20 protein-coding genes are annotated in these 22,950 nt (G+C 66.5%); 7 read left to right on the forward strand and 13 right to left on the reverse strand.

What is annotated here, in order from left to right; genetic code table 11:
- Positions 1 to 404: 404 nt before the first annotated feature.
- From ASE27_RS03880 to ASE27_RS03900, 5 genes are all read right to left on the reverse strand, one after another.
- Positions 405 to 2,648 (reverse strand): hypothetical protein, encoded by a 2,244-nt coding sequence (locus ASE27_RS03880; protein WP_157257362.1) that lies wholly within the window; start codon positions 2,646 to 2,648, stop codon positions 405 to 407.
- Between the two features lie 191 nt (positions 2,649 to 2,839).
- Positions 2,840 to 5,158 (reverse strand): hypothetical protein, encoded by a 2,319-nt coding sequence (locus ASE27_RS20115; RefSeq protein WP_157257363.1) that lies wholly within the window; start codon positions 5,156 to 5,158, stop codon positions 2,840 to 2,842.
- Positions 5,155 to 5,400 carry a hypothetical protein gene (locus ASE27_RS20120; protein WP_157257364.1) on the reverse strand — a complete coding sequence of 82 codons (246 nt, stop codon included), beginning with the start codon at positions 5,398 to 5,400 and terminating at the stop codon, positions 5,155 to 5,157. The genes ASE27_RS20115 and ASE27_RS20120 overlap by 4 nt, the downstream gene beginning before the upstream one ends.
- Positions 5,401 to 5,767: 367 nt before the next feature.
- On the reverse strand, positions 5,768 to 6,610 hold the full coding sequence (locus ASE27_RS03895) for a glycosyltransferase family A protein (protein WP_056645988.1): 843 nt from the start codon (positions 6,608 to 6,610) through the stop codon (positions 5,768 to 5,770).
- Positions 6,607 to 7,152, reverse strand: coding sequence for a GtrA family protein (locus ASE27_RS03900; protein ID WP_235535338.1), 546 nt, complete (start codon positions 7,150 to 7,152; stop codon positions 6,607 to 6,609). The genes ASE27_RS03895 and ASE27_RS03900 overlap by 4 nt, the downstream gene beginning before the upstream one ends.
- A gap of 87 nt (positions 7,153 to 7,239) precedes the next feature.
- Between ASE27_RS03900 and ASE27_RS03905 the strand changes: the two genes are divergently transcribed.
- From ASE27_RS03905 to ASE27_RS03920, 4 genes are all read left to right on the forward strand, one after another.
- Positions 7,240 to 8,244 carry a glycosyltransferase gene (locus ASE27_RS03905; protein WP_235535339.1) on the forward strand — a complete coding sequence of 335 codons (1,005 nt, stop codon included), beginning with the start codon at positions 7,240 to 7,242 and terminating at the stop codon, positions 8,242 to 8,244.
- Positions 8,245 to 8,270: 26 nt separating this feature from the next.
- Positions 8,271 to 9,191, forward strand: a complete 921-nt coding sequence (locus ASE27_RS03910; protein ID WP_255354693.1) for an NAD-dependent epimerase/dehydratase family protein — start codon at positions 8,271 to 8,273, stop codon at positions 9,189 to 9,191.
- Between the two features lie 70 nt (positions 9,192 to 9,261).
- Positions 9,262 to 10,257, forward strand: a complete 996-nt coding sequence (rfbB, locus tag ASE27_RS03915; protein ID WP_056645998.1) for a dTDP-glucose 4,6-dehydratase — start codon at positions 9,262 to 9,264, stop codon at positions 10,255 to 10,257.
- Between the two features lie 148 nt (positions 10,258 to 10,405).
- Positions 10,406 to 12,661, forward strand: coding sequence for an N-acetylmuramoyl-L-alanine amidase (locus tag ASE27_RS03920; RefSeq protein WP_082608474.1), 2,256 nt, complete (start codon positions 10,406 to 10,408; stop codon positions 12,659 to 12,661).
- 321 nt (positions 12,662 to 12,982) lie between these two features.
- Here the strand turns inward: ASE27_RS03920 and ASE27_RS03925 are convergent, their stop codons facing one another.
- Genes ASE27_RS03925 through ASE27_RS03945 form a run of 5 tightly spaced genes read right to left on the reverse strand, consistent with a single transcriptional unit; the run spans position 12,983 to position 17,671 of the window.
- Positions 12,983 to 14,575 carry a DUF2142 domain-containing protein gene (locus ASE27_RS03925; protein WP_056646004.1) on the reverse strand — a complete coding sequence of 531 codons (1,593 nt, stop codon included), beginning with the start codon at positions 14,573 to 14,575 and terminating at the stop codon, positions 12,983 to 12,985.
- Positions 14,576 to 14,631: 56 nt separating this feature from the next.
- Positions 14,632 to 15,909 (reverse strand): lipopolysaccharide biosynthesis protein, encoded by a 1,278-nt coding sequence (locus ASE27_RS03930; protein WP_162259213.1) that lies wholly within the window; start codon positions 15,907 to 15,909, stop codon positions 14,632 to 14,634.
- A complete protein-coding gene (locus tag ASE27_RS03935) occupies positions 15,899 to 16,285 on the reverse strand; it encodes a DUF2304 domain-containing protein (RefSeq protein ID WP_056646010.1) in 387 nt (128 codons plus the stop codon). The genes ASE27_RS03930 and ASE27_RS03935 overlap by 11 nt, the downstream gene beginning before the upstream one ends.
- Positions 16,282 to 17,022: a glycosyltransferase family 2 protein gene (locus ASE27_RS03940; protein ID WP_056646014.1), complete on the reverse strand. Its 741-nt coding sequence runs from the start codon at positions 17,020 to 17,022 to the stop codon at positions 16,282 to 16,284. Before ASE27_RS03940 ends, ASE27_RS03935 begins: the two co-directional genes overlap by 4 nt.
- A gap of 19 nt (positions 17,023 to 17,041) precedes the next feature.
- Positions 17,042 to 17,671 carry a dTDP-4-dehydrorhamnose 3,5-epimerase family protein gene (locus ASE27_RS03945; RefSeq protein WP_056646748.1) on the reverse strand — a complete coding sequence of 210 codons (630 nt, stop codon included), beginning with the start codon at positions 17,669 to 17,671 and terminating at the stop codon, positions 17,042 to 17,044.
- A gap of 259 nt (positions 17,672 to 17,930) precedes the next feature.
- On the opposite strand from ASE27_RS03945, the gene rfbD reads away from it, so the two are divergent.
- Positions 17,931 to 18,800: a dTDP-4-dehydrorhamnose reductase gene (rfbD, locus tag ASE27_RS03950; protein WP_056646017.1), complete on the forward strand. Its 870-nt coding sequence runs from the start codon at positions 17,931 to 17,933 to the stop codon at positions 18,798 to 18,800.
- Between the two features lie 51 nt (positions 18,801 to 18,851).
- On the opposite strand, the gene rfbA is transcribed toward rfbD, so the two are convergent.
- Complete coding sequence (rfbA, locus tag ASE27_RS03955) at positions 18,852 to 19,736, reverse strand: glucose-1-phosphate thymidylyltransferase RfbA (RefSeq protein ID WP_056646751.1); 885 nt, start codon at positions 19,734 to 19,736, stop codon at positions 18,852 to 18,854.
- Positions 19,737 to 19,796: 60 nt separating this feature from the next.
- On the reverse strand, positions 19,797 to 20,438 hold the full coding sequence (locus ASE27_RS03960; RefSeq protein WP_056646020.1) for a bifunctional 2-polyprenyl-6-hydroxyphenol methylase/3-demethylubiquinol 3-O-methyltransferase UbiG: 642 nt from the start codon (positions 20,436 to 20,438) through the stop codon (positions 19,797 to 19,799).
- Positions 20,439 to 20,642: 204 nt separating this feature from the next.
- Between ASE27_RS03960 and ASE27_RS03965 the strand changes: the two genes are divergently transcribed.
- Positions 20,643 to 21,497, forward strand: coding sequence for a hypothetical protein (locus ASE27_RS03965; protein WP_056646023.1), 855 nt, complete (start codon positions 20,643 to 20,645; stop codon positions 21,495 to 21,497).
- Between the two features lie 5 nt (positions 21,498 to 21,502).
- Here ASE27_RS03965 and ASE27_RS03970 read toward each other — a convergent pair whose 3' ends face one another.
- Positions 21,503 to 22,318 carry a TIGR03089 family protein gene (locus ASE27_RS03970; RefSeq protein ID WP_056646025.1) on the reverse strand — a complete coding sequence of 272 codons (816 nt, stop codon included), beginning with the start codon at positions 22,316 to 22,318 and terminating at the stop codon, positions 21,503 to 21,505.
- Positions 22,319 to 22,472: 154 nt separating this feature from the next.
- Between ASE27_RS03970 and ASE27_RS03975 the strand changes: the two genes are divergently transcribed.
- The gene (locus tag ASE27_RS03975; RefSeq protein WP_056646753.1) at positions 22,473 to 22,802 is read left to right on the forward strand and encodes a WhiB family transcriptional regulator; all 330 of its coding nucleotides are present in this window, start codon (positions 22,473 to 22,475) and stop codon (positions 22,800 to 22,802) included.
- The last annotated feature ends 148 nt before the right edge of the window (positions 22,803 to 22,950 follow it).

A 22,950-nucleotide genomic window follows, 5' to 3' on the forward strand; every position in this document is an offset into this window, starting at 1 on the left:
AGGGAGCTGGTCCCACATCCTTCACGCCTGGTAGCAACGGAGCACTCGCTCGACCACGGCCCCTACTGTTCGGACACGTCCCGCCATTGGCGCCTTGCCCGCACGCAGTGCCTGACTCCATCGACTGCCTGTGCAGATTCCGCACTGGCCGACCGTCGGCAGCAACGCCTCGACGAACGCCCGTGCCTCGCCCGTCAGATCGTGCCGCTCGGTCCCGGTCGCAACTCCGCATCATGCCGGAATAGAAGGTCACGTGCCACTTCCGGACCAGGCCCTGGGCGCCGGTGCCTGGAAGCCTCCATGAATTGCGCGCCTGGACACACTCGTCGCTCAAAGCCCACGGGTACCTGATCGGAGATGAGAACCAATGATCTCACCGGTCAACGGCGCTCGGCTACTCAGTGTCACACGCCGACTCGAGAGTTACGACCTCGACTCGTGTGCTCCGGCCCGTGCCGGCGACGAGTCCATGCTGCCCACCCGGACCACAGGGCTGCTCCCCCGAGAGCTAGGGCGATGCACGCTAGCTGAACGGTCCACCCAGGGGGACGGAAGGTTACGGTGACCTCCTCGCCAACGGATTCTGCAGGTAGGTCTACCGCCAGGAGGAACGAGTCGACGGGTTCGCCGATCCGTCCGGCGGAGGTGGAATAGCCGGGCCAGGAGAGCCTGCTGAAGGCAACCGTTCGATCCCCCGACTGTGGGAGGGCATCGACCGTGAAAGTCACCGAGGTGTTCGTGCGGGCACTCTCGGAGACCGTGACGCCCGGCGATGCCCACACGACCCCTCCGGCGGGCCCCAGGGGAACATCGCGTACCCAGGTCTGGGTGAGATCGCCGTCTTGGACAATATGCCAACCATCCGGTACCTCGGCCCACAACCGCCTCGGGACATCGCCCTTGATGATCTGGATGGTGTCGATTCGGATCTCGTCGACGAGCGACATTCCGGTCTGGTCCCGGACCTTGAACAGGTCTCGAAGCAGCTCAGGACACGTTCCGCCGAGATATTCCAGGCAAAGCGTTGCGTTGAACGCGCTGAAGCCGACGAGCTGGTAGCGATTGAGCACCGACGCGGGGTTGGCATACCAAGTGTTTGCCTGGAGAGTCTCGTCCCAGAGACCGGGTTCGTCGATCACTTTCTGCGGGTCGCCGACTACCAATGTGTCGTTGACCGCCCCCGGAAGCTGTTTCTGGAAGCCCGAGATCGTCGCAGGAAGTCCCTGGTCCGGCCACGCCGGAGCACGGATGATCGCGTGCTGTAGCACCAGGGCTGCCAGGGAGGTCAGGGCTACGACGGCCACCACCGCGGCCGACCCTTGGCCGATGTACGGCTTCCGTCGGCCAGACGCCTTCCAGAGGGTGAACAGCACTGCGGTCGCGAGTGCTACGAGCAGGAAGGAGGCGACGTGTGCCTTGTACATGTTCGGTGCCTGGGCCCAGGCGAGGAAGGCGCCGAATGCAGCCAGACCCCAGGCGACGAACAGACGTCGATACGTGATCTCGGTCGCTCTCGCGAGCGACAGCAGCACGGCGATGAGGAGAATCGCGGTCAGGGCGAGATACGGCATCATCCGGGAGGGGTACCTGAGCGGCCCCATCACGGTGGGCAGCATGAGGAAGACGAAGAACAGGCCGAGGGCGACGACCACGTCGAGCTTCTGTCGCAGTACACGACTGACGAGCGAAAGATCCACGAATGCCAGGAGGGGGACCGCCCACACGATGTAGGCCATGGGCACAGCTGCCGTGAAGCCGCCCCACCACCATGAGACGACCTGGGGGAGGGCCGTGGGGATCCCTGACATTCCTATCCCGGAAAGGTCCAAGGTCATGAACTGGTCCATGGCGATCCGCGTGGTAGACCTGTTCGTCACCGAGGCCGTCAGGACCGACGGGAGGTAGACCGCGAGGGCGACGAGGCCCGAGAGGATACCTACACCCAGGGTAGTCAGGAAGGAGCGCCGGTTCTTTTCGACGCAGGCGAACGTCAAGAGGCCCACGAGGACGAAGATCAGCGCGATCGTACCGTGCACGTACCCGATCGTCACGACAAGGTACGCACTGACGAATGCCGGGAGCGGGTTCTTCCCATCGAGGCTCGCGCGTCTCAGCAAGTACCAGACCCATGGGATGAGTGACCAGGCGAAGAGACCAGTCACCCAGGATGGTGCGTCGAAGTAGGTGGTGAATCCGGAGAAGGGAGCCGTGAAGCCTGCAAGGATCGCGAGTTCGTTGCGCGCGCCCAGGTGCCGTGCGAGCAGGTAGGTGCCGACGGCACCGAACGCGATAGCGATGAACTTGACGATCGTTACATATAGTCCGACGTGCTCGACGAGTGTCGCCCCGAGGCTGATGAGCCAGATCAGCGGGTTGTACTGCCCCCACTGCCCTTCGGCGAACAGGTTGCCGCTCGACCAGGTGCTCGGCTCAAGCATGGGCAACGTGCCGGACCTGAGCATCATGCCTGTGTGGTACCACTGACCGAAGGCGCCGTTGACCGTGTCATCCCACCAGTAGTAGCGCTGGGTCCAAATCAGGGGGACTGCTGCCGAGAGCCAGGCGACCGATACGACGAGAAGGAGGCTCAGCGTGGTCGTGCGCCTGCGGTCCCTCACTACCGCTGCTGCGCCTTGGACGAGCGACAAGGTGGTCTCCTGATGTGTTTCGTGGGGACCAACTGGTCCGGTGTCCCTGGGCCACGATCGCCGAACGTGTGAACCGGGAAGAACGCCACACAGGGTATAGGACTCGGACGGCTTTTCACGTATCTCCCGACGGGAGGCTGCCGGGTGGTCTGGCGCGCCGGAGCCGACGTGTGAGGCTACGTCAGCTTGTCTCAGGGGATCCGCGACAAAGCGGCGTCGTTGATCGTCGCGATCAACGGTGTCCCGTGAGGCGAGTTGAGTGCGAGCAAGGCATCCCAGGTCGGGACCGCGATCTTGCCGGAACTCCCGACGGAGTACACGGTGGACCCGGAACCCTTGACGAACACCGGACCAGTCCGGGCAGGCTCAGAGGACGTCTTGAGCCTTTCGCACGTGCGGGTGGTGAGCGGGGTCACGGGAAGCGCGTCAGGGTCGGCCTCCAGGGGACGACGTGGGATGAGCACTCCTCGCTGCCCGACGAACCGGTTCGGGCCGCAGGTGATCACGGACGAAAGGGGCGATGTGGTTCCGCGGTATCCGTTCACAGTCGCTGTGTCGACCGTCCTCCAGCTCGAGAGGCCGATCTCGTGCGCTTCCACGAACGACTCGAGGTGAATCTTGGCCGATCCGTCCACGAGGTAGATCTCGGGCCTACCGTCGGCCTTGATGAGTGTCCCTGCCGGGATCGCCAGACCCGCCAAGGGGATGGCATCCAAGGTGGACTGGGGAACCGTGACGATTCGCGGTGCAGCGGTTCCCGCGACTGCCACGAGATCGTCCCAGGTCCGCGCCCATCGACGCACGCCGTTCTCCAGCAGATAGACCTCGGAGCGCTCCACAGATCGCGCGAACACTGGAGCGGTCGCGGCAGGAAGCAGCGGAAAGCGAGCGAGAGAGGCCGCAGAGAACGTCGTTGCAGTCCCCGGCACCGCTCCCTCGACTCCTGACAGCGGGAGTAGGCCCGTCACCGTGAGGAGGTACTCGGCACCTGACGAGTCGGCAGCCTTTCCACCGAAGGGCGCACCGACGGGCATGGCGTTGATGCTCTGCCCGTCCAGCATGCCTGCCGGGATGTCGCGGAGGGCCGTCTGTGACTGTGCATCTGCCGGGACGGCGAACCTCGTGCCACCTTGGGTCATCCATCGTGGCGCGGTGGTCTCGCGTGCTACGGCCATGGAATCGGCAGGAAGGACCGGCTGCCCATACGGAAGGTGGGCCAAGACACTCGTGGGGAGCGTCGTCTGTGGGCCCGCTGCCCCCGTGCTCGACACGAGTGAACCGTTCATGACCTCACGCTTGACCCCAGCGGTCAGCCAGAACAGTGCCCCATGACTCGACAGGACGAGGTCCGAGAGCGTCGTGCCCCGAGGAAAGGAGCTGACCTGCGCGCTCGACAGCGTGGAGTACCGAGTGCAGGCCCCGCCTCCCCACGCGGCGACGACCGCGCAGCTCGGGAAGTGGAAGCGCTGTCCGTCAGCGATCAGGTAGATGCCGCCGTCGCCCGAGTCGCGGACGATACGAGACAGAGGATCGCCGGTCGTGCGGCTCGCGAGGAACTCGTCGGAGGCCGACCCGAGCGGCCCCAGGCGTTCGAGGAACGTGAGGTAGAGCTGCCAGTCGGTGATCGGGTACTTCGTGTTCTCGGAGACGAGGTAGACGGTGGCGTCCGACGCGCTCCGGACCAGGGAAGTCCCGGAGGACGTCGAACCGAACCAGTCCGTGAAGAGACGCCAGAAGTTCCGGTTCCCGTAGGACGAGCAGGAGTCCCCGGTCCCGTACAGGTTGGCGAGGGCGGCGTTGTTCGGCTGGTAGGGCGTGTAGATGTACAACGCAGCCGTCGACTGGTTCTGGATGTACACCGGCGAAGTTCCACAGGCCGCGTTGGGATGGAACAGGATGTTGTTCGTCCTGCCGGCCTGATATCCGTAGCGAGTCGGATTGGCTCGGTAGACGAGGAACTGTCGAGCGGCACGATAGACCTGATTGCTGAACCCGTAGTACTCGGTGTTGCAGGGAGCCGTATCCGGGCAGCCGAACCCCATTGCCGCGTCGTAGTTGCGCGTCGTTGGCCGTGACCTGGTGACGAGGCTGTTTTCCTTCTCCAGCATGACCAGCAGCACACGGGGGCTGACTCCACATGCCTGCGAGACCTTGGTGATGATCGCGGCGGCCGACTCGTTGTTCGCCCCGCTGTAGGGCCAGCAGTAGCCCGCCTCGATCGGCCGAGTGCGTGTCGTCTCCCGATAGTCCTTCAAGCAGGGCTTCTCACCGGCCACGCAGTTCGCACCGCGAGTGTTGAGGAAGGACTGGATCTCAGCTTGGGACATCGCAGCGCTGTCTTGGAAGACGGAGTCCGAGATGATGTTCCCCGGTTGGAAGTTGCCGGCGTCGGCGGCAGCCGCAGGGGGAGCAGGTGCAGTCAGCGCGAGTATCAGGACGACGGCGAGCGACACGGTCAGGATGGCGCCTATCGCGCGATCAACTCGTCCCTTGGCAGGAGAGGCGATCACGGGATCACGACCTCGAACCGTTCCGACTGGCCCGACGAGGACGAGGACGAGTAGGTCACGGTGCCCACCCAGGTGCCCGGGGCAAGGTCGGAGATCGGCAGACTCAGCGGAGTGCACCAGGTCGACGTCGCGTCAGCTTGAGCAGCACCGGAGGTGGACCGTGTCGCGTCCCCGGACGTGAGCTCAGCGACGCAGGTGCCTGAGTTCTCGACGATCTCGGGAACGAGTGCATTGATCTCCATGCGCTCGTCCACGACGCCCGCGAAGGCGACCGACGGGACGACCTTCGACCTCCCATCCGAGCTGGTCCGGTCCTCTCCCGAGACCTCGAGGTCGGTCGACGGTGCCGAGGCCCCGGGTGACGGTTCGACGGGCGGAGAGCCTGCGGTGGACCCCTCGGTCTCGGAAGCATCTCTGGGCGGCGCGCTCCCGGGGTCCGAGGCGCAGCCGCCGACAGCCAGCGCTCCGGCGAGCACGAGGGAGATTCCGGCACGACGTGGTGTGAGAGTGAGCAACTGTCGACCTCCTCCTACCTGGACAGCCTGGATGAGAGTCAGGCTATGTCAGGGAAGGGCGCGTGGGTCGTCATGTTGATCGAACCTCGGCGTGTCAGTCGTCGAGGGGCTTCATCCGCTTGCCCAATGCGAGGTAGGCCAGGCGTCGCTGGACGGCAAGGAGCTCGGCGCGGACGTCGCCGAGCCGGACGTCCCCCCTGGTGATGGTGTCTGGAGCGAGCGACTGTGCTACGCGGTGGAACTCCGCGGCCTCGGCGGCCTGCTGGCGCATGAGCCGGACCGACCATTGGGAAGCGCTGACGCGGAACGAGGCGAGCGATTCCCGCAGAGCGACCATGTCGCCCTGCACCAGGACGTGCGCGTACGAGCCGGCGTCGATGTAGTAGCGCAGGTCCTGCCACCAGCCGGCCTTCTCGAGCGCTTCCGTCCGCATCATGACGCACGCCGGCTCGCCGAAGATGTTCCCACCGGAACGGACGGTCGCGCGCAGCGCCTCCGCTCCGCCGACCTGGCCCTCCAGATGCCCCAGACCGCGCGACCGGACGAACTCCTTGCCGCGTGCGTCGACCAGGTCGCGCTGGGAGGCCACCAGCTTGACACGCTCGCCGCCGGCGTCGAGCGCTGCGAGCTGTCGCTCGAGCATCCGGGGATGGATGAGGTCGTCCCCGCACACCAGCTTGATCACCTCACCCGTGGCGAGCTGGCTCACACGGTTCCAGTTGCGTCGTGCGCCACCTCCCGCCTCCGTGCTCACGAGGGTCAGGCGAGGGTCGTGGGCGAAGCGCTCGACGACCGCCACGGTGTCGTCCGTCGACGCATGGTCGGCCACGATGAGCTCGAAGTCGGCGAACGTCTGGTTCAGGATCGACTCGATCGTCGCTCCGATGTACTCGCCGTTGTTGTAGGCGGGGACGACGACGGACACGCGGGGCTTCATGGGGTACTTCCTTCTTCGGGGCGGAGTCGTGGTGGAGCCGACGCTGCGGAGCTCCCGCGCCGGAAGGAGAAGCCCTTGTGGCCGAAGTAGCTCACGAGCGCCGTGACGAAGGTGATCAGGAGCTGGGCGAGGATCGGGGGCAGGCCGAGCACCTCGACGCACAGTGGCAGGGCCAGGAGATTGATGCCGAGCGAGCTGAGGTTCACGACCTCGAACCTGGCGAGGTCGAGCCAGACCTGTCCTCTGACGCGGAAGACGAACCGGCGGTAGAGCACGAAGGCGCACAGAACCGCGGCCACGTGGGCACACACGAGGCTGGCCATGTACCCGTAGGCGCCCAACCGCGGCCCGAGCAGAAGCTCGAACACGATGAACCAGGCCGTACCCAGGACGGTGTTGAAGGCTCCCACGACTAGGAAGGCCACCCGCTGATCGCGGATGATGCGGAACAACGGCCCGCGCGGCCCGTGCATCCCGGCCGGAGGGGCCGAGTCGAGCGCTTCTGCCGGGGCCTCCGTGGTCACGGTCGTGTCTGGGCTCAATGTCTCGCTTCTCGTCACGTTGTGGTCCGGGAGGGCACCGTCGTGAGCGTGCCGGGGACCCGATCTGCACCGACTATAGTCGGGCGCGTGACAACGCCAGAATCCTCGGGATCGATCCATCGTGTGTCAGTCGTCATCCCCGTCTATCAAGGCGCCAAGACGCTCCCCGCCCTCCTCGCGGAGATCGACTCGCTGTCGAGCGGTTTCGTGACGACGGGCGGGCGCGACGCCGTCGTGAGCGAGGTCCTGCTCGTCCATGACCACGGTCCGGACCGGTCCGACGAGACGATCCGCGACCTTGCCGCCGTGTATCCGTACGTGCGCCCGGTCTGGTTGAGCCGGAACTTCGGACAGCACGCCGCGACCCTTGCAGGGATGGCGTCCTCAGGAGGCGACTGGATCGTCACTCTTGACGAGGACGGGCAGCACGATCCCCGTGAGATGGCGGACCTGCTCGACGCAGCTCTCGATGCCGGCGCCACGGTCGTCTACGGTGCGCCGCGCAACCCCGCACCGCACGGCGCCGTGCGCAACGCGGCGTCCCGGACGTCGAAGCGCCTCATAGCCGGCGTCATGGGCGGTGCAGACACGTCGATCTACCAGAGCTACCGGCTCGTCCTGGGAGAGATCGGCCGATCGGTCGCTGCGTACGCTGGCTCGGGCGTCTATCTTGATGTCGCCCTCGGGTGGGTGGCGGGCGAGGTCACGACGGCGCCGATCACCCTGCGCGAAGAGGACAGGGCGTCCGGGTACTCGTATCGTCGTCTGCTCTCCCACTTCTGGCGGATGGTCCTCTCGAGCGGCACGAGGGGACTTCGGCTGGTGAGCGTCCTCGGGGTGATCCTCGGGGTGATCGGCGTGATCATGGCCGTCTTCTTGACGGTGAACAAGATCGCAGGCGAGGACGTACCTTCGGGCTGGACGTCGCTCATCGTCGTCATCCTCCTGACGAGCGGGGCGATCCTCTTCTCACTGGGCGTCGTTGCCGAGTACATCGGTGTAGCCGTCAACCAAGCGATGGGCAAGCCGCTGTACCTCATCGTCTCCGACCCGAGGAACGGTCCCCTCGGGAAGCGGGTGCAGCGCTCTTGAGCACCGCAGAGCGGGCTACCTCATTGGTGGTCGGTGCGAGGGGTCTCCTCGGTCGGGCAGTGCTTCAGGAGTCGGCAGCGCGCGGTGCGATCGTCGTACCGGCACGTGTCCGGTGGAGCGATCCCGACGATGCAGCGAAGGATCTTTCGGCCGCTCTCGACGAGGCGCGCACGACGGGCGCCGGTCCGTTGCGGATCCTGTGGTGCGCTGGCGCAGGTGTGACGGCGACCCCTCAAGAGGTCTTGGACGCGGAACTGGCCGTCTTTGACAGTTTCCTCGACGTCGTCGCGAGGATGGGGGCCGAGGACCGGTCGCGGACGACCTTCTTCTACGCCTCGTCGGCCGGGGGGGTGTACGCCGGTGCCAGTGAGCCGCCTTTCAGCGAAGCCACCTCTCCGTCACCGCTCGCACCGTACGGTCACGCGAAGCTGCAGGCGGAGGCTGCTCTCGCACGGCTGTCGGACGTAGATGTTCACGTCCTGGTCGGGCGTATCGCGAACATCTACGGGCCGGGTCAGGACCTTGGCAAGCCTCAGGGGCTCATCTCCCAGCTCTGCCTGGCTCACCACACAGCTCGACCGATCGGCGTATACGTCTCGCTCGACACTTTGCGAGACTACGTCTTCGTCGACGACTGTGCGGCGATGATCATGGACATGGTAGAGCGTCGCGAGCAGCTGGTCGACGACTCTGGCCCGGTGATCAAGATCATCGCGTCCCAGCAGTCGGTGTCGATCGCGATGCTGCTCGGGGAGATGCGTCGGATCTTCAAGCGAGCACCGCGGGTCGTCCTCGCCTCCTCTCCGCACGCGCGCCAGCAGGCACGGGACCTGCGCTTCCGCTCGACGATCTGGCCGGAGATCGACCGGCGGGTCTTTCGGACCCTGGCCTCCGGAGTCGCGGTCACGGACGAGGACATCGGGCTGCGGGTCCGGTCCGCAAAATGACGAAGGGGAAGCGCGAGAACGTCATGCAGTACATTGATTGGTCGTTGTCAGATCTACTCGGAGGGGTCCTGTGAAGGCTCTCATTACCGGTGGCGCCGGCTTCATCGGCGCCAACTTCGTCCACCAGACCGTCCAGGAACGTCCGGACGTCGATGTCGTGGTGCTGGACGCCCTCACGTACGCGGGGGACGTCTCGTCGCTCGCCGCCGTTCGTGACCGCATCGAGTTCGTGCAGGGCGATGTCGCCGACGCAGAGGTCGTCGACTCCCTCGTGGCCGATGCGGACGTCGTCATCCACTTCGCGGCGGAGTCACACAACGACAACTCCCTCAAGGACCCGTGGCCGTTCGTGCAGACGAACGTGATCGGGACGTTCACCCTGCTGGAGGCGGTCCGCAAGCACGGCGTGCGGTACCACCACATCTCGACCGACGAGGTGTACGGCGACCTCGAGCTGGACGACCCTGAGCGCTTCACGGCGGAGACCCCCTACAACCCGTCGAGCCCCTACTCGTCGACGAAGGCGTCGAGCGACCTGCTCGTCCGCGCATGGGCGCGATCCTTCGGGGTCCAGGCAACGATCTCCAACTGCTCGAACAACTACGGGCCGTATCAGCACATCGAGAAGTTCATCCCTCGTCAGATCACCAACCTGATCGATGGGATTCGCCCTCGCCTCTACGGCAGCGGAGAGAACGTCCGTGACTGGATCCATGTGCACGACCACAACTCGGCGGTGTGGAGGATCATCGAGGCCGGGAAGATCGGTGACACCTATCTGATCGGAGCGGACGGTGAGAAGAACAACCTCGAAGTTGTCCGCAGCCTGCTCGAGATCTTCGGCCGGGATGGCGACGACTTCGACCTGGTAGCCGACCGGCCGGGGCATGATCTTCGTTACGCCATCGACTCGAGCAAGCTCCGGGACGAGCTTGGCTGGGTGCCGCAGTTCACCGAGTTCGATTCCGGGCTCCGTGCCACTGTGGACTGGTACCGCGAGAACGAGCAGTGGTGGCGCCCGGCGAAGGCTGCCATCGAGGAGAAGTACGCCGCGAGCGGTCAGTAGCAGGACTCCGGTATCGATGCCGGCGCATCGCATGCGCGTCGAACGACGAACGCAACGATGCGCCGGTAGCGTGTCAGAGGAGAACACGGGACAGGGACGACCAAGCGACGGTTTCTCCTGATCGTGTGGCCCCTGACCGGAGGTAATCATGCCCAAGCGTTTCCGGACCGCCATCGTCGCCCTGTTGACATCCGCTGGACTCCTTCTGCCGGGGGCGCTGGTTCCGGTAGGCGCAACCGGTGTTGAGCCCGTGTCCCTTTCTGTCTCAGCACCGATATCTGCCGCCGTGCCGGAGCCACCCGCCCCTGTCTTCGCCGAGGTCTCTTTCGCTGCAGGAAGTGAGGCGTCGGCCAGGAGCGGCGCGACCTCGGGGACAACCACCTTCGGAACGGCCCCGCGCACGCTTGTCGCCGCGTCCGACGTGGAGGGCTTCGCAACCGTCGGTGTCACGTGGGCAGGTGATGCTGTGCCGCGGATCGAGGTGCGAACTCAGACCGCGTCCGAGTGGTCTGGATGGCAGGACCTCGAGGTCGACGACCCCACCGGTGGCGGTCCCGAGGCGGGACGGACCGGGACGGCGCCCTTTGCGATCGGACGTGTCGACCGGGTGGAAGCCCGGATCACCCCGACGGGCATGGTCGACCTCCTTGACCCCCGGCTGACGGTCATCGATCCCGGTGTGTCAGACATGGACGCGCGCGCGGCAGCGGTCCACCCTGCCTCGCGTGCGACACCGGTACGCGCCAGTGTGGCAGACGCTTCAAGGTCCGGAGAGGTGCAAGCGACCCTCGCTGCCTCGATGGGCAGCAACGGCGCGCCCGACTTCGTCTCGCGGGCACTGTGGGGCGCGGACGAGTCGCTGATGAGGTGGAGTCCCTCGCAGGGGGACTTTCGCGGCGCGATCGTTCACCACACCGCCGGTACGAACAACTACGGCCCCGGGGATGTCCCAGCTATCATCCGCGGAATCTACGCGTACCATTCTCAGACTCGTGGTTGGGGCGACATCGGTTACAACTTCCTGGTCGACAAGTTCGGACGCGTCTGGGAAGGGCGTGCCGGAGGGGTGGAGCTGGAGACGATCGGCGCCCACACCACGAGCTACAACTCCCAGACCTTCGGGGTTTCAGTCCTCGGGAACTACCAGGAAGCGACAGTCAGCAACGAGGCAGTCACAGCCGTGGTGAGGATCCTGGCGTGGAAGATGTCGTTGCTCGGGATCGACGCCGGCGGGACGATGAGTGTCAACGGGAAAGTCCTGCCGACGATCATCGGGCACCGGGACGTGGCGGCGACCTCGTGCCCTGGGCAGAGCCTCTGGGTCCGGCAGGCCGAGATCAGGCAAAGGGTCAAAGCGGAACAGGCCAGATACGGAGCGATCTACGGCGTCGGTACCGGGGCCTTCGTCAAGTCCCCGGCGCGACCGGAGGTGTATCTCGTCGTGGGGGCCACCAAGCATCATGTGACCTCCGGCGCGGTCCTCACCTCGCTCTCGCGGCTGGGGCGGATTCAGGACGCTCCCGACGTCTATCTCAACTATCTCTCCACCGGCCCCTCGCTGAAGCGTTTCGTCCGAGACCCCGGCTCCGGTGTCGTCGCGTTCGTGGACTCGAACTACCGGCTCCGGGCACCCTCGTGTCAGATGGTCGCCGACTACGGGGGATCGTGCGGCGACCTCGTCAACCTGTCCGCGGCCCAGTGGTCGCTCCTGTCGCAAGGCCCTGAGTTGACCTCGGCCTACGGTACGACCAACGGCAAGCTCTTCTACGTAGCGGGAGGAACCCGCCGTGAGGCGTTCGACGCGGCCTCACTGACCGCGCAGGGTCTGCCGTCGCTGCACAATGTGCTGAGCGAGGAGGGTATCGGCGCACTGCCATACGGCGCGCCGATCATCAGGGAACGGGTGATCGTCCAGCAGCGCTCGAGCTCGAACGCGATGCTCCATGTCGACGGACGAGCTGCCGCGCTGACACCGTCGCTCGTGGTCGACTCCGCGCTGAGGACGCTCCCCCGAGGGAGCCTCGATGGGCAGAGCGTGGGACGCGTGCCGACGACCTCGGCGGTGAGCGGGCTGGTCCTGGCTTCGGGGACGTCGCAGAACTTCGTGCTCACGTCCGGGGGGCTGCTCGATGTCACACACTCGGGCAAGTTCGCCCCATCGACTGCTACGTCCACCTGGTCGGCGAACCTCGTGTCGGCGTTCGCCCCGCAGTCGACCGGCGGAAGGGCTGTGGCCCTCAAGTCGACCAGTTCGCCGGAGATCTGGATTCTTCAGAACGGGCAACGCCGGTGGGCGAAGACCTGGACTGCCTATGTCGGTGCGTTCGGCGGTGCGGCGCCGATCTACTGGGAGGTGGCCTCGACCACGGTCGACTCGATCCCGCGAGGCGCCGACCTCAGCTGATGGGTTCCGCGTCGGGTCAGTGATGCCGGACGCCGCCGCCGTGCACGGGCTACCCAACGCACGCCACCTCGAGCCCGAGGGGGCGTGCGTGGGTGACCGAGCGTGACGTGCCTGTCATGTCCTCGGTGACGTGCGCGGCGACGCGGTACAGACCGGGTCCCGGCGATCGGGGACGACATTTCGCTGGGACGGATGGACTGAAAGTACTACGGACGACCGAGGAGGGGGGCCGAGTGGGCAGCCCCGGGGCCCTGGACGTGCTGCTGGACGCGTTGACGCCACAGAGCGCCATCGATCTACCGCCCGATCAATAGGCTGGAATCAACGTGGCGCGGTCGCCTCGAGCGAGACGGTCGTCGCACTGGTGCTCGGCGACGACGATCGGACAGCGTCTTCCCCGGCCACACGCTGAGCGACCACGACGAGGGCGAACCACGCCACTCCGTAAGCGACGACCAGGACGAGGATCGGCAACGGGGGAGTCCACGACGCGGCATCGGTCTTGAACCACCCGCCCCACGCTCCGTTGACGTAGCGGTGCAGGTTGACCACGAAGACGGAGATGTTCGCAACGGCGAACAAGAGGCCGATGGTCCAGGTCGTCCGGCGCACGAACCAGGGGGGAAGCCCGTCACTGCGCTCGGCGAGCGCGAAGACGGCGAGCAGGATCACCCCGAACGCGATCGGGAACGTGTACCTTCCCTGCCAGTAGTAACCGACGTCTTCCACCAGCGGCACCTGTGCAGCGATGGGGATGAGCACCACGAGCACTGCCGAGGCAGCGATAGCGATCTTGTCGCGGTTCAGACCGACGGCCCAAGCGAGGATCGCGACGGTCAGGATCGTGCCGGCCAGGGTCATGTGCAGCCACCCGGGGATGGGAACGTCCAACCAGCCGAGCGCGGCGAGCATCTGGTGCAGGTAGGTGCTCGTGTCGCCGAGGGTGCGCAGGATCGCCTCGCGCTGCGTGATGCCGGGGCCACCTGGACCTTGTGGCACGGCATTGGCATTGAGGATCCAGAAGCTGGCGGCCGCGCAGATTGCGACACAAGCGGCGATTCCCCAGATCGCCTTCCGGTGTCGTACCGCGTCGACCACGGGGCGCCATCCTGTGCTCACGACGACCATCACGACGATCAGCGCCACCCAGAGCGGCCCCAGGCTCCTGGGCAGTGCGACGAGGGCCGTGGCGAGGACTATCCGGACGATTCGCCTGTTCAGCAGATCGGGTGCAGGGTGGCGGACGATCGCCAGGCACGACAGCCAGAGCAGCACGGCACCCGTCACCTCGAACGACTGAGGGTTGACAGCGCCCGTCAGATTCACGAAGGTCGGCGTGAGGGGGAGCAGGAGGGCGAGTCCGAGCCATCGTCGGCGCGGCAGCTCGGCGACGGTCCGCGCTGCGAGTCCCATGATCGCCGCGCAGACCAGTGCGTTCATGAGGCGCATCAGGTAGAGAGTGTGCTCACCGCCGCCGGGAAGGAGCGCAGGAAGTCCGACCACCGCATAGTAAGCCGGGTTGTAGTTGATGGCTGACGAGTCGATCTCCTGCGGCGCGCTCAGGTCTCCCTCGAGCGTCGGCTGGCAGGAGGCCGAGGCTCCGCTCTGGAACATGATGCAGTCGGCGTACCGCGCCAGCTGGGCGTAGAGGCTGGGTAGCTCGACCCATCCGGTACCGGTGCTGGCTCCGTCAGGGGAGATGTCCTCGGCCCCACGCACCGTTGCGGCAGCCTTCACCACGTGCGAGGGCTCGTCGGCCGACGCCATGATCGGGTTGCTGATCGCCCATAGGGAGCTCACGAGGAAGTAGGCGGCGAAGGCCCACCAGAACGCCGCCCGGGGTGTCAGCGAGCCACTGGGCGTGACGAGCCGCAGCGCGGACCGGAAGGGGTGCGTACGCGTGTGGTGAGGCATGCCTGGCTTTCGATCGGACGGGGCCCCGTCGAGCCGACGTGGCCCCGTGTACTGGGCTAGCGCTGAGGGGGCACCGGAGATTCGTCACGCCACATCCGGACGATCTTGCGTTCGCCGAGGAGGAGCGTGACGAGTGCCGCGCCAGTTCCGGTGCACAGGGCAAGCGCGACCCTGAGGGACAGCTCGATGTCGACGGCGAGCGTCGCGCACGCGATGACCAGTCCGATTCCCCAACCGATGGCGATGAGTCGCTCGCGGTGGTGGGCGATCAGCGACTGGGCGTAGGCCTGTGCGAGCATGAAGAGTCCACCTGACACCGCGATGAGAACCAGCGTCGAGGTCCCGATGGTGAAGGCAGGTCCATAGGCCACACTGAGTGCCCACGGACCGAGGACGGCCACGCCCAGCGTGCCGACGGTCGCCAGTGCTGCGGAGATGAGGAGTGTCTTGCGCATGGTCGCCCGGTACGCGGGCCAGTCGTGACGAACGACGATCGCGGCGAGCGCCGGAAGCACCACGACCTGGACGGGGGTGAAGAGGAAGAGTGGAATGCGAGCGATCGTCACTGCCGCGATGAAACGCCCGCTGAGATCTTGCTGGCTGGCGCCGGCAAGGACCGCCATCGCGATCGGTCCCATGTTGGCGAGGAGCTGGCTCGACAGGGCAGCCGCGACGAGCCCCCCGAGTGGGCTCTCGGTCGTTTCGGCCAGGGGGCGCGCCCGCAGCGGGCGAATCAGGGTGGTGGGACGGACCGTGATCAACGTGGCGACGAGCGGAGCGATGACCAGGATCGTGGCATAGGCGACCTGGGACGAGGCGCCGGTCACGAAAAGTGCCAACGACAGGATGATCCTCAAGCCACCGTCGACGGCGAGCTGGGCCCCATAGCGACGGAACTGCCCGGTACCGGCCAGGATCCCTCGCGCGTAGTAGGCGAACGCCTGGGCGCCAAGGCCAAGGACGACGACCAGGACCATCGATCCTGAAGCCAGCGGCCCGTCTGCCAGCCATTGGTAGCCGACGAGCGCGAGAGCCACGACGGTGAGGATCGCGAGGCCGACATATCGCAAGACGCGGGTGACCTGACCGCTCGCCGCGCCGTCGGCACGCGCAGCGGAGAGCCTCCGCGCGATCTCCTGCTCGACGGGCTGGAAGAGGCCGATCCCGATCGCGTTCAACAGGGTCCATGCGACCGAGACAGGAGCAGTGCCGGCAGGGCCGAGGTCACGTCCGGCGAGTGCCAGGAAGACGAAGTGCGCGGCCCCGAAGACTCCCAGCCCGACGGCGACGTGCAAGGTGGATCTGTTGGAGCTCTCCGTGACCTCAGTCGACATCATCGGTCTCCTGGGTGCCGATGCGGCTCGCGGGCTGTCGCCTCAGCTCGTCGACGTCATGTCTCAGCATGGCGACCTCTTCGACGAGCGTCCGGGTCTCCTCCTCGAGCGAGGTGATCTCGGTGCTGAGCTGGACGCAGACGATCAGCAGCACCATGAGTGCGAGGGCGAAGAGCAGGTTGCTGGGAGTCTCGACACCGACAGCGGTGGCGAGCGCGGTGACCAGCGCGGGAAAAGCCCCGAAAACGCACACACCGACCGCAAGGAGGAGCCAGATGGCGACGTACTTCTCGCGGAGCCGCCGACGACGCAGGAGCACCAGGAGGGACAGGACGAGGACGAGGCACGAGGCCAGTGCGAAGGCGTAGCCGCTCACGATGCGTCCGGGACGACGGCAACCGGGCGCGACAGGGCGATGACCAGCGCGAGCGCTGCGCGTCCGAGGAAGATGGCGGCCTTCACAGGATGGTGCGACGGCACGCCTCCCGCACGGGGTCTCATCGAGACTCCGGTCTGGCGGACGCGGAGTCCGGCACGAGAGGCGATGACGATGGACTCCACGGTGTCTCCGAGGTACTCGGCCGGGTAGTCCCGGGAGAAGAGCGCGATGGCCCGTCGGTTGGATGCCTTGAAGCCGGACGTGGTGTCGGTCAAGGTCGTACCTGCGACCCGGGAGAGGATCACCGACAACAGGCCCATGGCCCAGCGACGCGGGCCGCGGACGGAGTAGTCGCCCTCGCCGGCGAAACGGGCCCCGATCGCGACGTCGGCCTCGCCGTCGTTCAGGAGAGCCAGGAGCCGTGGGACGTCGGAAGGTGAGTGCTGTCCGTCCGCATCGAGCTGGACGGCGGCGTCGTAACCGTTCCGGTGGGCGAACTTGTAGCCGGCGCGCATCGCCCCACCGACGCCGAGGTTGACGGGAAGGTCGAGAAGCATCACGGAATGGCTTCGTGCAACTCTCGAGGTCCTGTCCGTCGATCCGTCGCTCACGACGAGGACCTCGACACCGGGCAGGGTACGGGTCAGCTCGTCGAGAACTCCGGGGAGTGCGGCTTCCTCGTTCCATGCGGGCACTACCACGAGGACGCGCATCTGGTCGATCACGCCGGACATCCTATCGCCGGCTCGAACTTCACCGTGCGCCGCCTTCCGTGAGAGATCGTACGTACTCATCCACGGCGCTCCAGGTCGGAAGGAGCGCGTCCGCGGCCGCCTGGGCGAGCGTGGGAGCCTCGGAGTCCTTCTCGGAGAGAATCGGTGTCAGTGAGGCTCCCGACCGGCCGATGGTCGGCCAGGCGATCCCCAGGTCCGGGTCGAGGGGGTCGATCCCGTGCTCGCGCCCGGGCGCATAGCCCGTGGAGCAGAGATAAAGAACTGTCGAGTCGTCCTCGAGGGACATGAAGGCGTGGCCCAGGCCTTCGCTGATGTAGACAGCGCGACGGTCGACATCGTCGAGCAGGACCGAGTCCCACTGGCCGAAGGTCGGCGACCCGGTCCGGACGTCGACGACGACGTCGAGCACCGCACCCTTGGCGCAGGTGATGTACTTCGCCTGCCCGGGTGGGACGTCGGCGAAGTGAACTCCCCGGAGAACACCGGCGGCGGACACCGAGCAGTTGGCCTGCTGGAGGTCGAACGCGTGCCCGGTGGCCGCCTCGAACGCGGGTGCCTTGAACCACTCGAGGAACGCACCACGGGCGTCGCCGAACTGCGCCGTGGTGATCTCCCAGGCGCCGGGGACGCTCAGCTCACGAAACTCCATGCTCTCCTCAATCTTCTTGTCACGCGCGCCGGTCACCGGGAGGTTCCTGGGACCGGTCGATCAGTCGACGCTCTCGCAGGTCCATCCTCGTCGAGCCCTTGTTCGCCGGGGCGAGCGGTCGACCACGATCGCACCCGGGAAGAATCCGTCGGATCTCGTCAGGCCTAGAATCAGGTGATTCTGCGGGCCGGACGGAGCGCGCACTGAGTGATCATACGAGGACTGGCCCGCCCACTCCTCCAGGACGGAGCCATCTGGGATGGAAGCATCATCGCACCGATCGAAGAAGTGGCTGGTGGTCGGGTCAGCCGGCATGCTCGGCCAGGACATGGTCCGGGTGCTCGAACTGTCGGGACACGACGTGTCCGGAGTCACCCGGTCCGAGCTGGACGTCACGGATCCGTCGTCGGCGGAGGCAGGTGTCGCCGGGTTCGACGTGGTGGTGAACTGTGCCGCATGGACCGCGGTCGACGACGCCGAAGCTCGCGAGGGTGAGGCCTTTGCCATCAATGCGGTCGGCGCCGCGAACCTTGCGAAGGCCTCGGCACGTACCGGTGCTCGGCTCGTTCAGATCTCGACCGACTACGTCTTCGCAGGCTCCGCGACGGTGCCCTATGGCGAGGACCAGGCTGTCGCGCCACGCTCGGCCTACGGTCGGACGAAGGCTGCAGGGGAATGGGCGGTCCTGGCGGCCTCCGCCGGCCACCTGGTGGTGAGAACTGCATGGTTGTACGGGGCCGGTGGGCCGTGCTTCCCTCGCACGATGGCACGCCTTGCTCGTGAGCGAGACGAGCTGAGCGTCGTGGCGGACCAGGTCGGACAGCCCACCTGGACGGTCGACGTCGCAGACCTGGTCCTGCGGCTGGTGGACAGCGACGCCCCGGGCGGTGTCTATCACGGCACCTCCGCCGGCGAGACGTCCTGGTTCGACTTCACGCGGGCGATCGTCGAGTCGATCGGCGCCTCGGTGAGCGTAGTGCCGACGACGAGCGAGGCATTCGTGCGCCCTGCTCCGCGACCTGCCTACTCGGTGCTCAGTCATGGAGCACTCGAAGCGGTGGGGGTCGCCGCGATCGGTGACTGGTCGGAGCGCTGGCAGCGCGCTTCGGCGGAAGTGCTGGGAGCCTGACGTCGTGCGGGCCGGCCTGTGTCCTGCGGGCCGGCCCGCAGACGAGTCCGTCTAGCTGGGGTGCGGAGAGCTGGGCGTTCCGAGCAAGCCGAGCAGGTACGTCCCGTAGCCAGACTTGACGAGGCGTTCGGCGCGTTCGCGCAGCTCGTCGTCCGTCAGGAAGCCTCGACGCCAGGCGACCTCCTCCGGCGAGCCGATCTTGAGACCCTGCCGGTTCTCGATGGTGCGGACAAAATCCGAGGCCTCAAGCAGCGAGTCGAAGGTGCCGGTGTCCAGCCATGCCGTGCCTCGCGGAAGAACCTCGACCTGCAGCCGTCCTTGGCGCAGGTACTCGCGGTTGACGTCCGTGATCTCGTACTCGCCACGTGCCGATGGTTCGAGGTCCCGTGCGATCGAGACGACGTCGTTGTCGTAGAAGTAGAGACCAGGGACGGCGTAGTTCGAGCGGGGGACAGCAGGCTTCTCCTCGAGCGACAACGCCATACCGTTCGCGTCGAACTCGACCACACCGTAGGCCGTGGGGTCTGACACGCGATACGCGAAGACTGCTCCGCCGTCGATCGACTCGAACCGAGTCAGCTGGCTGCCCAGGCCGGGGCCGTAGAAGATGTTGTCACCGAGGACCAGAGAGACGGAGTCGTCGCCGATGAAGTCGGCGCCGAGGACGAACGCCTGGGCGAGGCCGTTCGGCTCCGCCTGCACGGCGTACGAGATCGACACACCGAACTGCCCGCCGTCGCCGAGCAGCCGATGGAACTGCTCGGCGTCATGAGGAGTCGTGATGACGAGGATGTCCTTGATCCCGGCAAGGATGAGTGTGGACAGGGGATAGTAGATCATCGGCTTGTCGTACACAGGGACGAGCTGCTTGCTCACGCCGAGCGTGATCGGGTGGAGACGGGTACCGGATCCTCCGGCCAGAATGATTCCGCGCATGGGCGGGATCATCTCACGTCGAGTAGTCGGGAGATCGGACGTTCCCCGCCGGGCAACGCGCTAGCCATCTGTGCGGGTGCTTGCCGGAGTGCGGGCGACCACGACGAACTCGTTGTACACGAAGCGTGTGCCCAGGCGGCGTGGGAACGGGAAGGACCTGGATGTCGCCACGTCCAGACCGAGCCCGGCACAGATCGCCAGGAGGCGGTCGGAGTCGACGAAGTCGACGTGCGACGAGTCGCTCGCGTACCCGCGTTCTTGGGGACAGACGAGCATGACGACCGAGCCTGGCCGGAGGTACGGTAGGTACTCTGCGAGAAGCGGTGACTGAGTCTCAGGTGACAGGTGCTCAAGGACGTGCGCTACGAGCAGCCCCTCGAACTCCGCACCCTCGGAGCGAGCCCAGGTGTGGAACTCTGCGGGGGTGTAGGCCGTGAGTCCGCGGGATCGACAGAAGGCCACCGAGTTCGCGTTGTGGTCGATCCCCACGCTTCGATCCCCGAGTGCGCCGAGATTGCGGCCAACCCCGCAGCCCAGGTCGAGCGTCCGCGCAGCACCGAGAGAGCGGCGCATGTTCCAGCGGTAGGGGGCCTGGACGTGGAGCGCCCGCTTCCACCATGCGCCCTGCAGCGCGCGGAGCCGCTCAGAATAGGCCTGCGACCTCGTGTCCATGGGTGCGTCCCCCTGACCGTGGTTCTCCATGCGGGTCTCTCCTCCAAGCGACGGGTCCAGCGTGTTCGAGGGGCGTCGGCAGATCGTTCACGTTCCTGCCGGGGAGCGCCGGATGTTCCGTTCACGTGCTCGTCGACCGATTCGTCGCGCCGCCGCGGGCTTGCCGGATCTCCCTTGACTGCCGTACGGTACGCGACCGAGCCTCGGTTCGCTCACCCTGCTGAAGGAGCTGCCATGCTGCGTGGTTCAGGTCGACTTGCCATCATCCTCGCCCTGGCGCTCGGGGGGGCGGGAACGACCCCGGTCGCGACGGCGGTCGAGAGCGACTACTTCCTGGCGAAGTCTGAGTTCAGCTCGGCGATCTTCCGCGTCGAGGGTCGAATTGACGGTTCGTGGAGCGACTACCACTACGTGAGCTTCGACGAGTGGCGACGACTCGGTTTCGAGGAACCCGTCGTCCTCGAGGCGGAGCTCCTGTCGGCATCGTGGACCGACCACATCTACTGGCGGGTCGACTGGCCTCCGACCGGTGGGCCGTCGACCAGTAGCGAGACTGGTCGGATCACGTTCGAGCAATGGAGGAGCACCGGGTTTCGAGAGCCCTACCAGGACCCGGACTTCTGCGAGCTTCTGACGTGCTCGATCGCGAAGTTCCCGTCGTCCTCAGAGCTCTTCGCCCAGGTGCCGCTCTCGTCGGAGATCCACAAGCTGACGTTCAGCGAGTGGGACTTCATCGGGCAGCCGGCGGTGGAGAACATGCAGACGGACGGCTGGTACAAGCTCCCGTGGGCAGCCAACATCTTCCGCATCGACCCGTCCCAGATCGGTCCACGAGACCCCTTCTACTACGACACCCAGTTCGGGGAGCACCGGACCGAGAAGTACTCCTACTGGGCGGCCTGGGACTTTCCGACCCCGAAGACGGTCGAGTCGGTGCGCCGCGACCGATTTGTCAAGTTCCCGGAGTCTCCAGCGATCTACTACGACGGCCCTGCGGGGTTCTTCCACATGTCGTCGGGTCAGTGGGCTGCGGCGGGCTATCCGACCCCTGGCGTCCACACGGGTCCGCGTGTCTTCTACACGTGGTGAACCCGTCAGGGCTCTAGCGGGAGGACCGTGCCGGCTCGCTCTGTAGCGATGAGCCGTGCGAGTCGCGGGTTGTCGGTGCCCAGGCGTGAGATGACGGCGCCGACGAGCACCACCGACCCGTCGACGGTCAGGAACTGCAGGGTGCGGCGCAGCAGCCGGAGCGCGTCGCCCTCCTGGACGAGAACACGCGCCCCCGGGGCGACGTCGTCGCCGGGCTCGGCTCCCCAGGCGATCAGCGCGCCGTGGCGCACGCCCCCCGGCTCGAGCGCGATCGCGTCCGGGTCGACCTCCTCGACCCAGCCGATCTGGTCGCCGTACGTCATGACGGCCGAGCCCGCGTCGATGGCACCTGCAGGGAGGTCGCCGTCGAACCGACGGGCGAGCGCGGGGAGCGGCACGGCGACGACGGGCGCGCGCGTCCCCGCCCAGGCCATCGGCCGGGACGTCACGACGACGTCCGCATCGTGCGCGAGATCGAGGAGCGCGGGCTGCCCGGCCCCCTCCTCCCGCTCGACGGCGCCGCTCGCCGGGGCATCTGGCAGGAGGACGAGCGTGGCACCCGTCCTCCATACGGCGAGGCCCCAGACAATCGCCCGCCAATGCGGGGGCAGGTCGAGCAGGACTCGTGTCCCCGGGGCGGCGTCGAATTCTTCGACGAGGAGGTTGACGGTTTTGTTGATCCAGTTGTGCAGGACCGCTCCCGAAAGCTCCACGCGCTCGCTGTCGTCGCCGTACCAGGTGACACGGGGGCGCCCGGGGTCTCGGATGATGAGACGTTGCAGGTCAGCGACGTGGGCGACGGGTGCTGGAGAGAGGGCCATGAGGTCAAGCCTAGGGGGAGGCCGTCGGCGCGGCGGCCTCCGTGATTTCACCCACGGGATCCGCTCGATAGCACATTTCGGCTTGACGGACGCGCATGACACGCGTGTAATTTCCCTAATGCAGTTTCCAAAGAACGGCATGAAGGGGCGCATCATGTGGAACGTGCTGGGCGAGGACCAAGGGGCATTCCCCTCGGATGCAGGTCGGGCGATCGAGACGGTAGCCCCTGTGCTGCCGCTCTTCGGTCAAGTGGTGGACGACACGCTCATGGGGTGGCAGGAGCGTGCTCTGTGCGCTCAGACGGACCCCGAGGCGTTCTTCCCGGAGAAGGGCGGCTCGACCCGCGAGGCGAAGAAGGTCTGCACGGGGTGCGAGGTGCGGTCCGAGTGCCTCGAGTACGCGCTCGAGCACGACGAGCGGTTCGGTATCTGGGGCGGTCTCTCGGAGCGTGAGCGCCGCAAGCTGAAGCGCCGGGTGGTCTGACCGGCCTCTGCTCTGACGGAAGGTCCAGGGTCCGCACGCAGGGCGCGCCAGGGCCTCAGCACGGAGCGGCCCCAGGCGCTCCGAGTCCGCGACCTGCCGGGCCGAGGTCCCACGATCCACGGCGGACGCGGGTCATGATGACGGCAGG

It is taken from the genome of Oerskovia sp. Root918 (genome assembly GCF_001428945.1).
GTDB classification, from domain to species: Bacteria; Actinomycetota; Actinomycetes; order Actinomycetales; family Cellulomonadaceae; genus Oerskovia; species Oerskovia enterophila.

Coding starts and splice junctions, on each gene's coding strand:
- rfbD (WP_056646017.1), top strand. CDS start 17,931: ATGGAAGCATCATCGCACCGATCGAAGAAGTGGCTGGTGGTCGGGTCA.
- rfbA (WP_056646751.1), bottom strand. CDS start 19,736: ATGCGCGGAATCATTCTGGCCGGAGGATCCGGTACCCGTCTCCACCCG.
- ASE27_RS03975 (WP_056646753.1), top strand. CDS start 22,473: ATGTGGAACGTGCTGGGCGAGGACCAAGGGGCATTCCCCTCGGATGCA.
- ASE27_RS03920 (WP_082608474.1), top strand. CDS start 10,406: ATGCCCAAGCGTTTCCGGACCGCCATCGTCGCCCTGTTGACATCCGCT.
- ASE27_RS03945 (WP_056646748.1), bottom strand. CDS start 17,671: ATGGAGTTTCGTGAGCTGAGCGTCCCCGGCGCCTGGGAGATCACCACG.
- ASE27_RS03965 (WP_056646023.1), top strand. CDS start 20,643: ATGCTGCGTGGTTCAGGTCGACTTGCCATCATCCTCGCCCTGGCGCTC.
- ASE27_RS03960 (WP_056646020.1), bottom strand. CDS start 20,438: ATGGAGAACCACGGTCAGGGGGACGCACCCATGGACACGAGGTCGCAG.
- ASE27_RS03895 (WP_056645988.1), bottom strand. CDS start 6,610: ATGAAGCCCCGCGTGTCCGTCGTCGTCCCCGCCTACAACAACGGCGAG.
- ASE27_RS20120 (WP_157257364.1), bottom strand. CDS start 5,400: ATGGAGATCAATGCACTCGTTCCCGAGATCGTCGAGAACTCAGGCACC.
- ASE27_RS03970 (WP_056646025.1), bottom strand. CDS start 22,318: ATGGCCCTCTCTCCAGCACCCGTCGCCCACGTCGCTGACCTGCAACGT.
- ASE27_RS03940 (WP_056646014.1), bottom strand. CDS start 17,022: ATGTCCGGCGTGATCGACCAGATGCGCGTCCTCGTGGTAGTGCCCGCA.
- ASE27_RS03925 (WP_056646004.1), bottom strand. CDS start 14,575: ATGCCTCACCACACGCGTACGCACCCCTTCCGGTCCGCGCTGCGGCTC.
- ASE27_RS03930 (WP_162259213.1), bottom strand. CDS start 15,909: ATGTCGACTGAGGTCACGGAGAGCTCCAACAGATCCACCTTGCACGTC.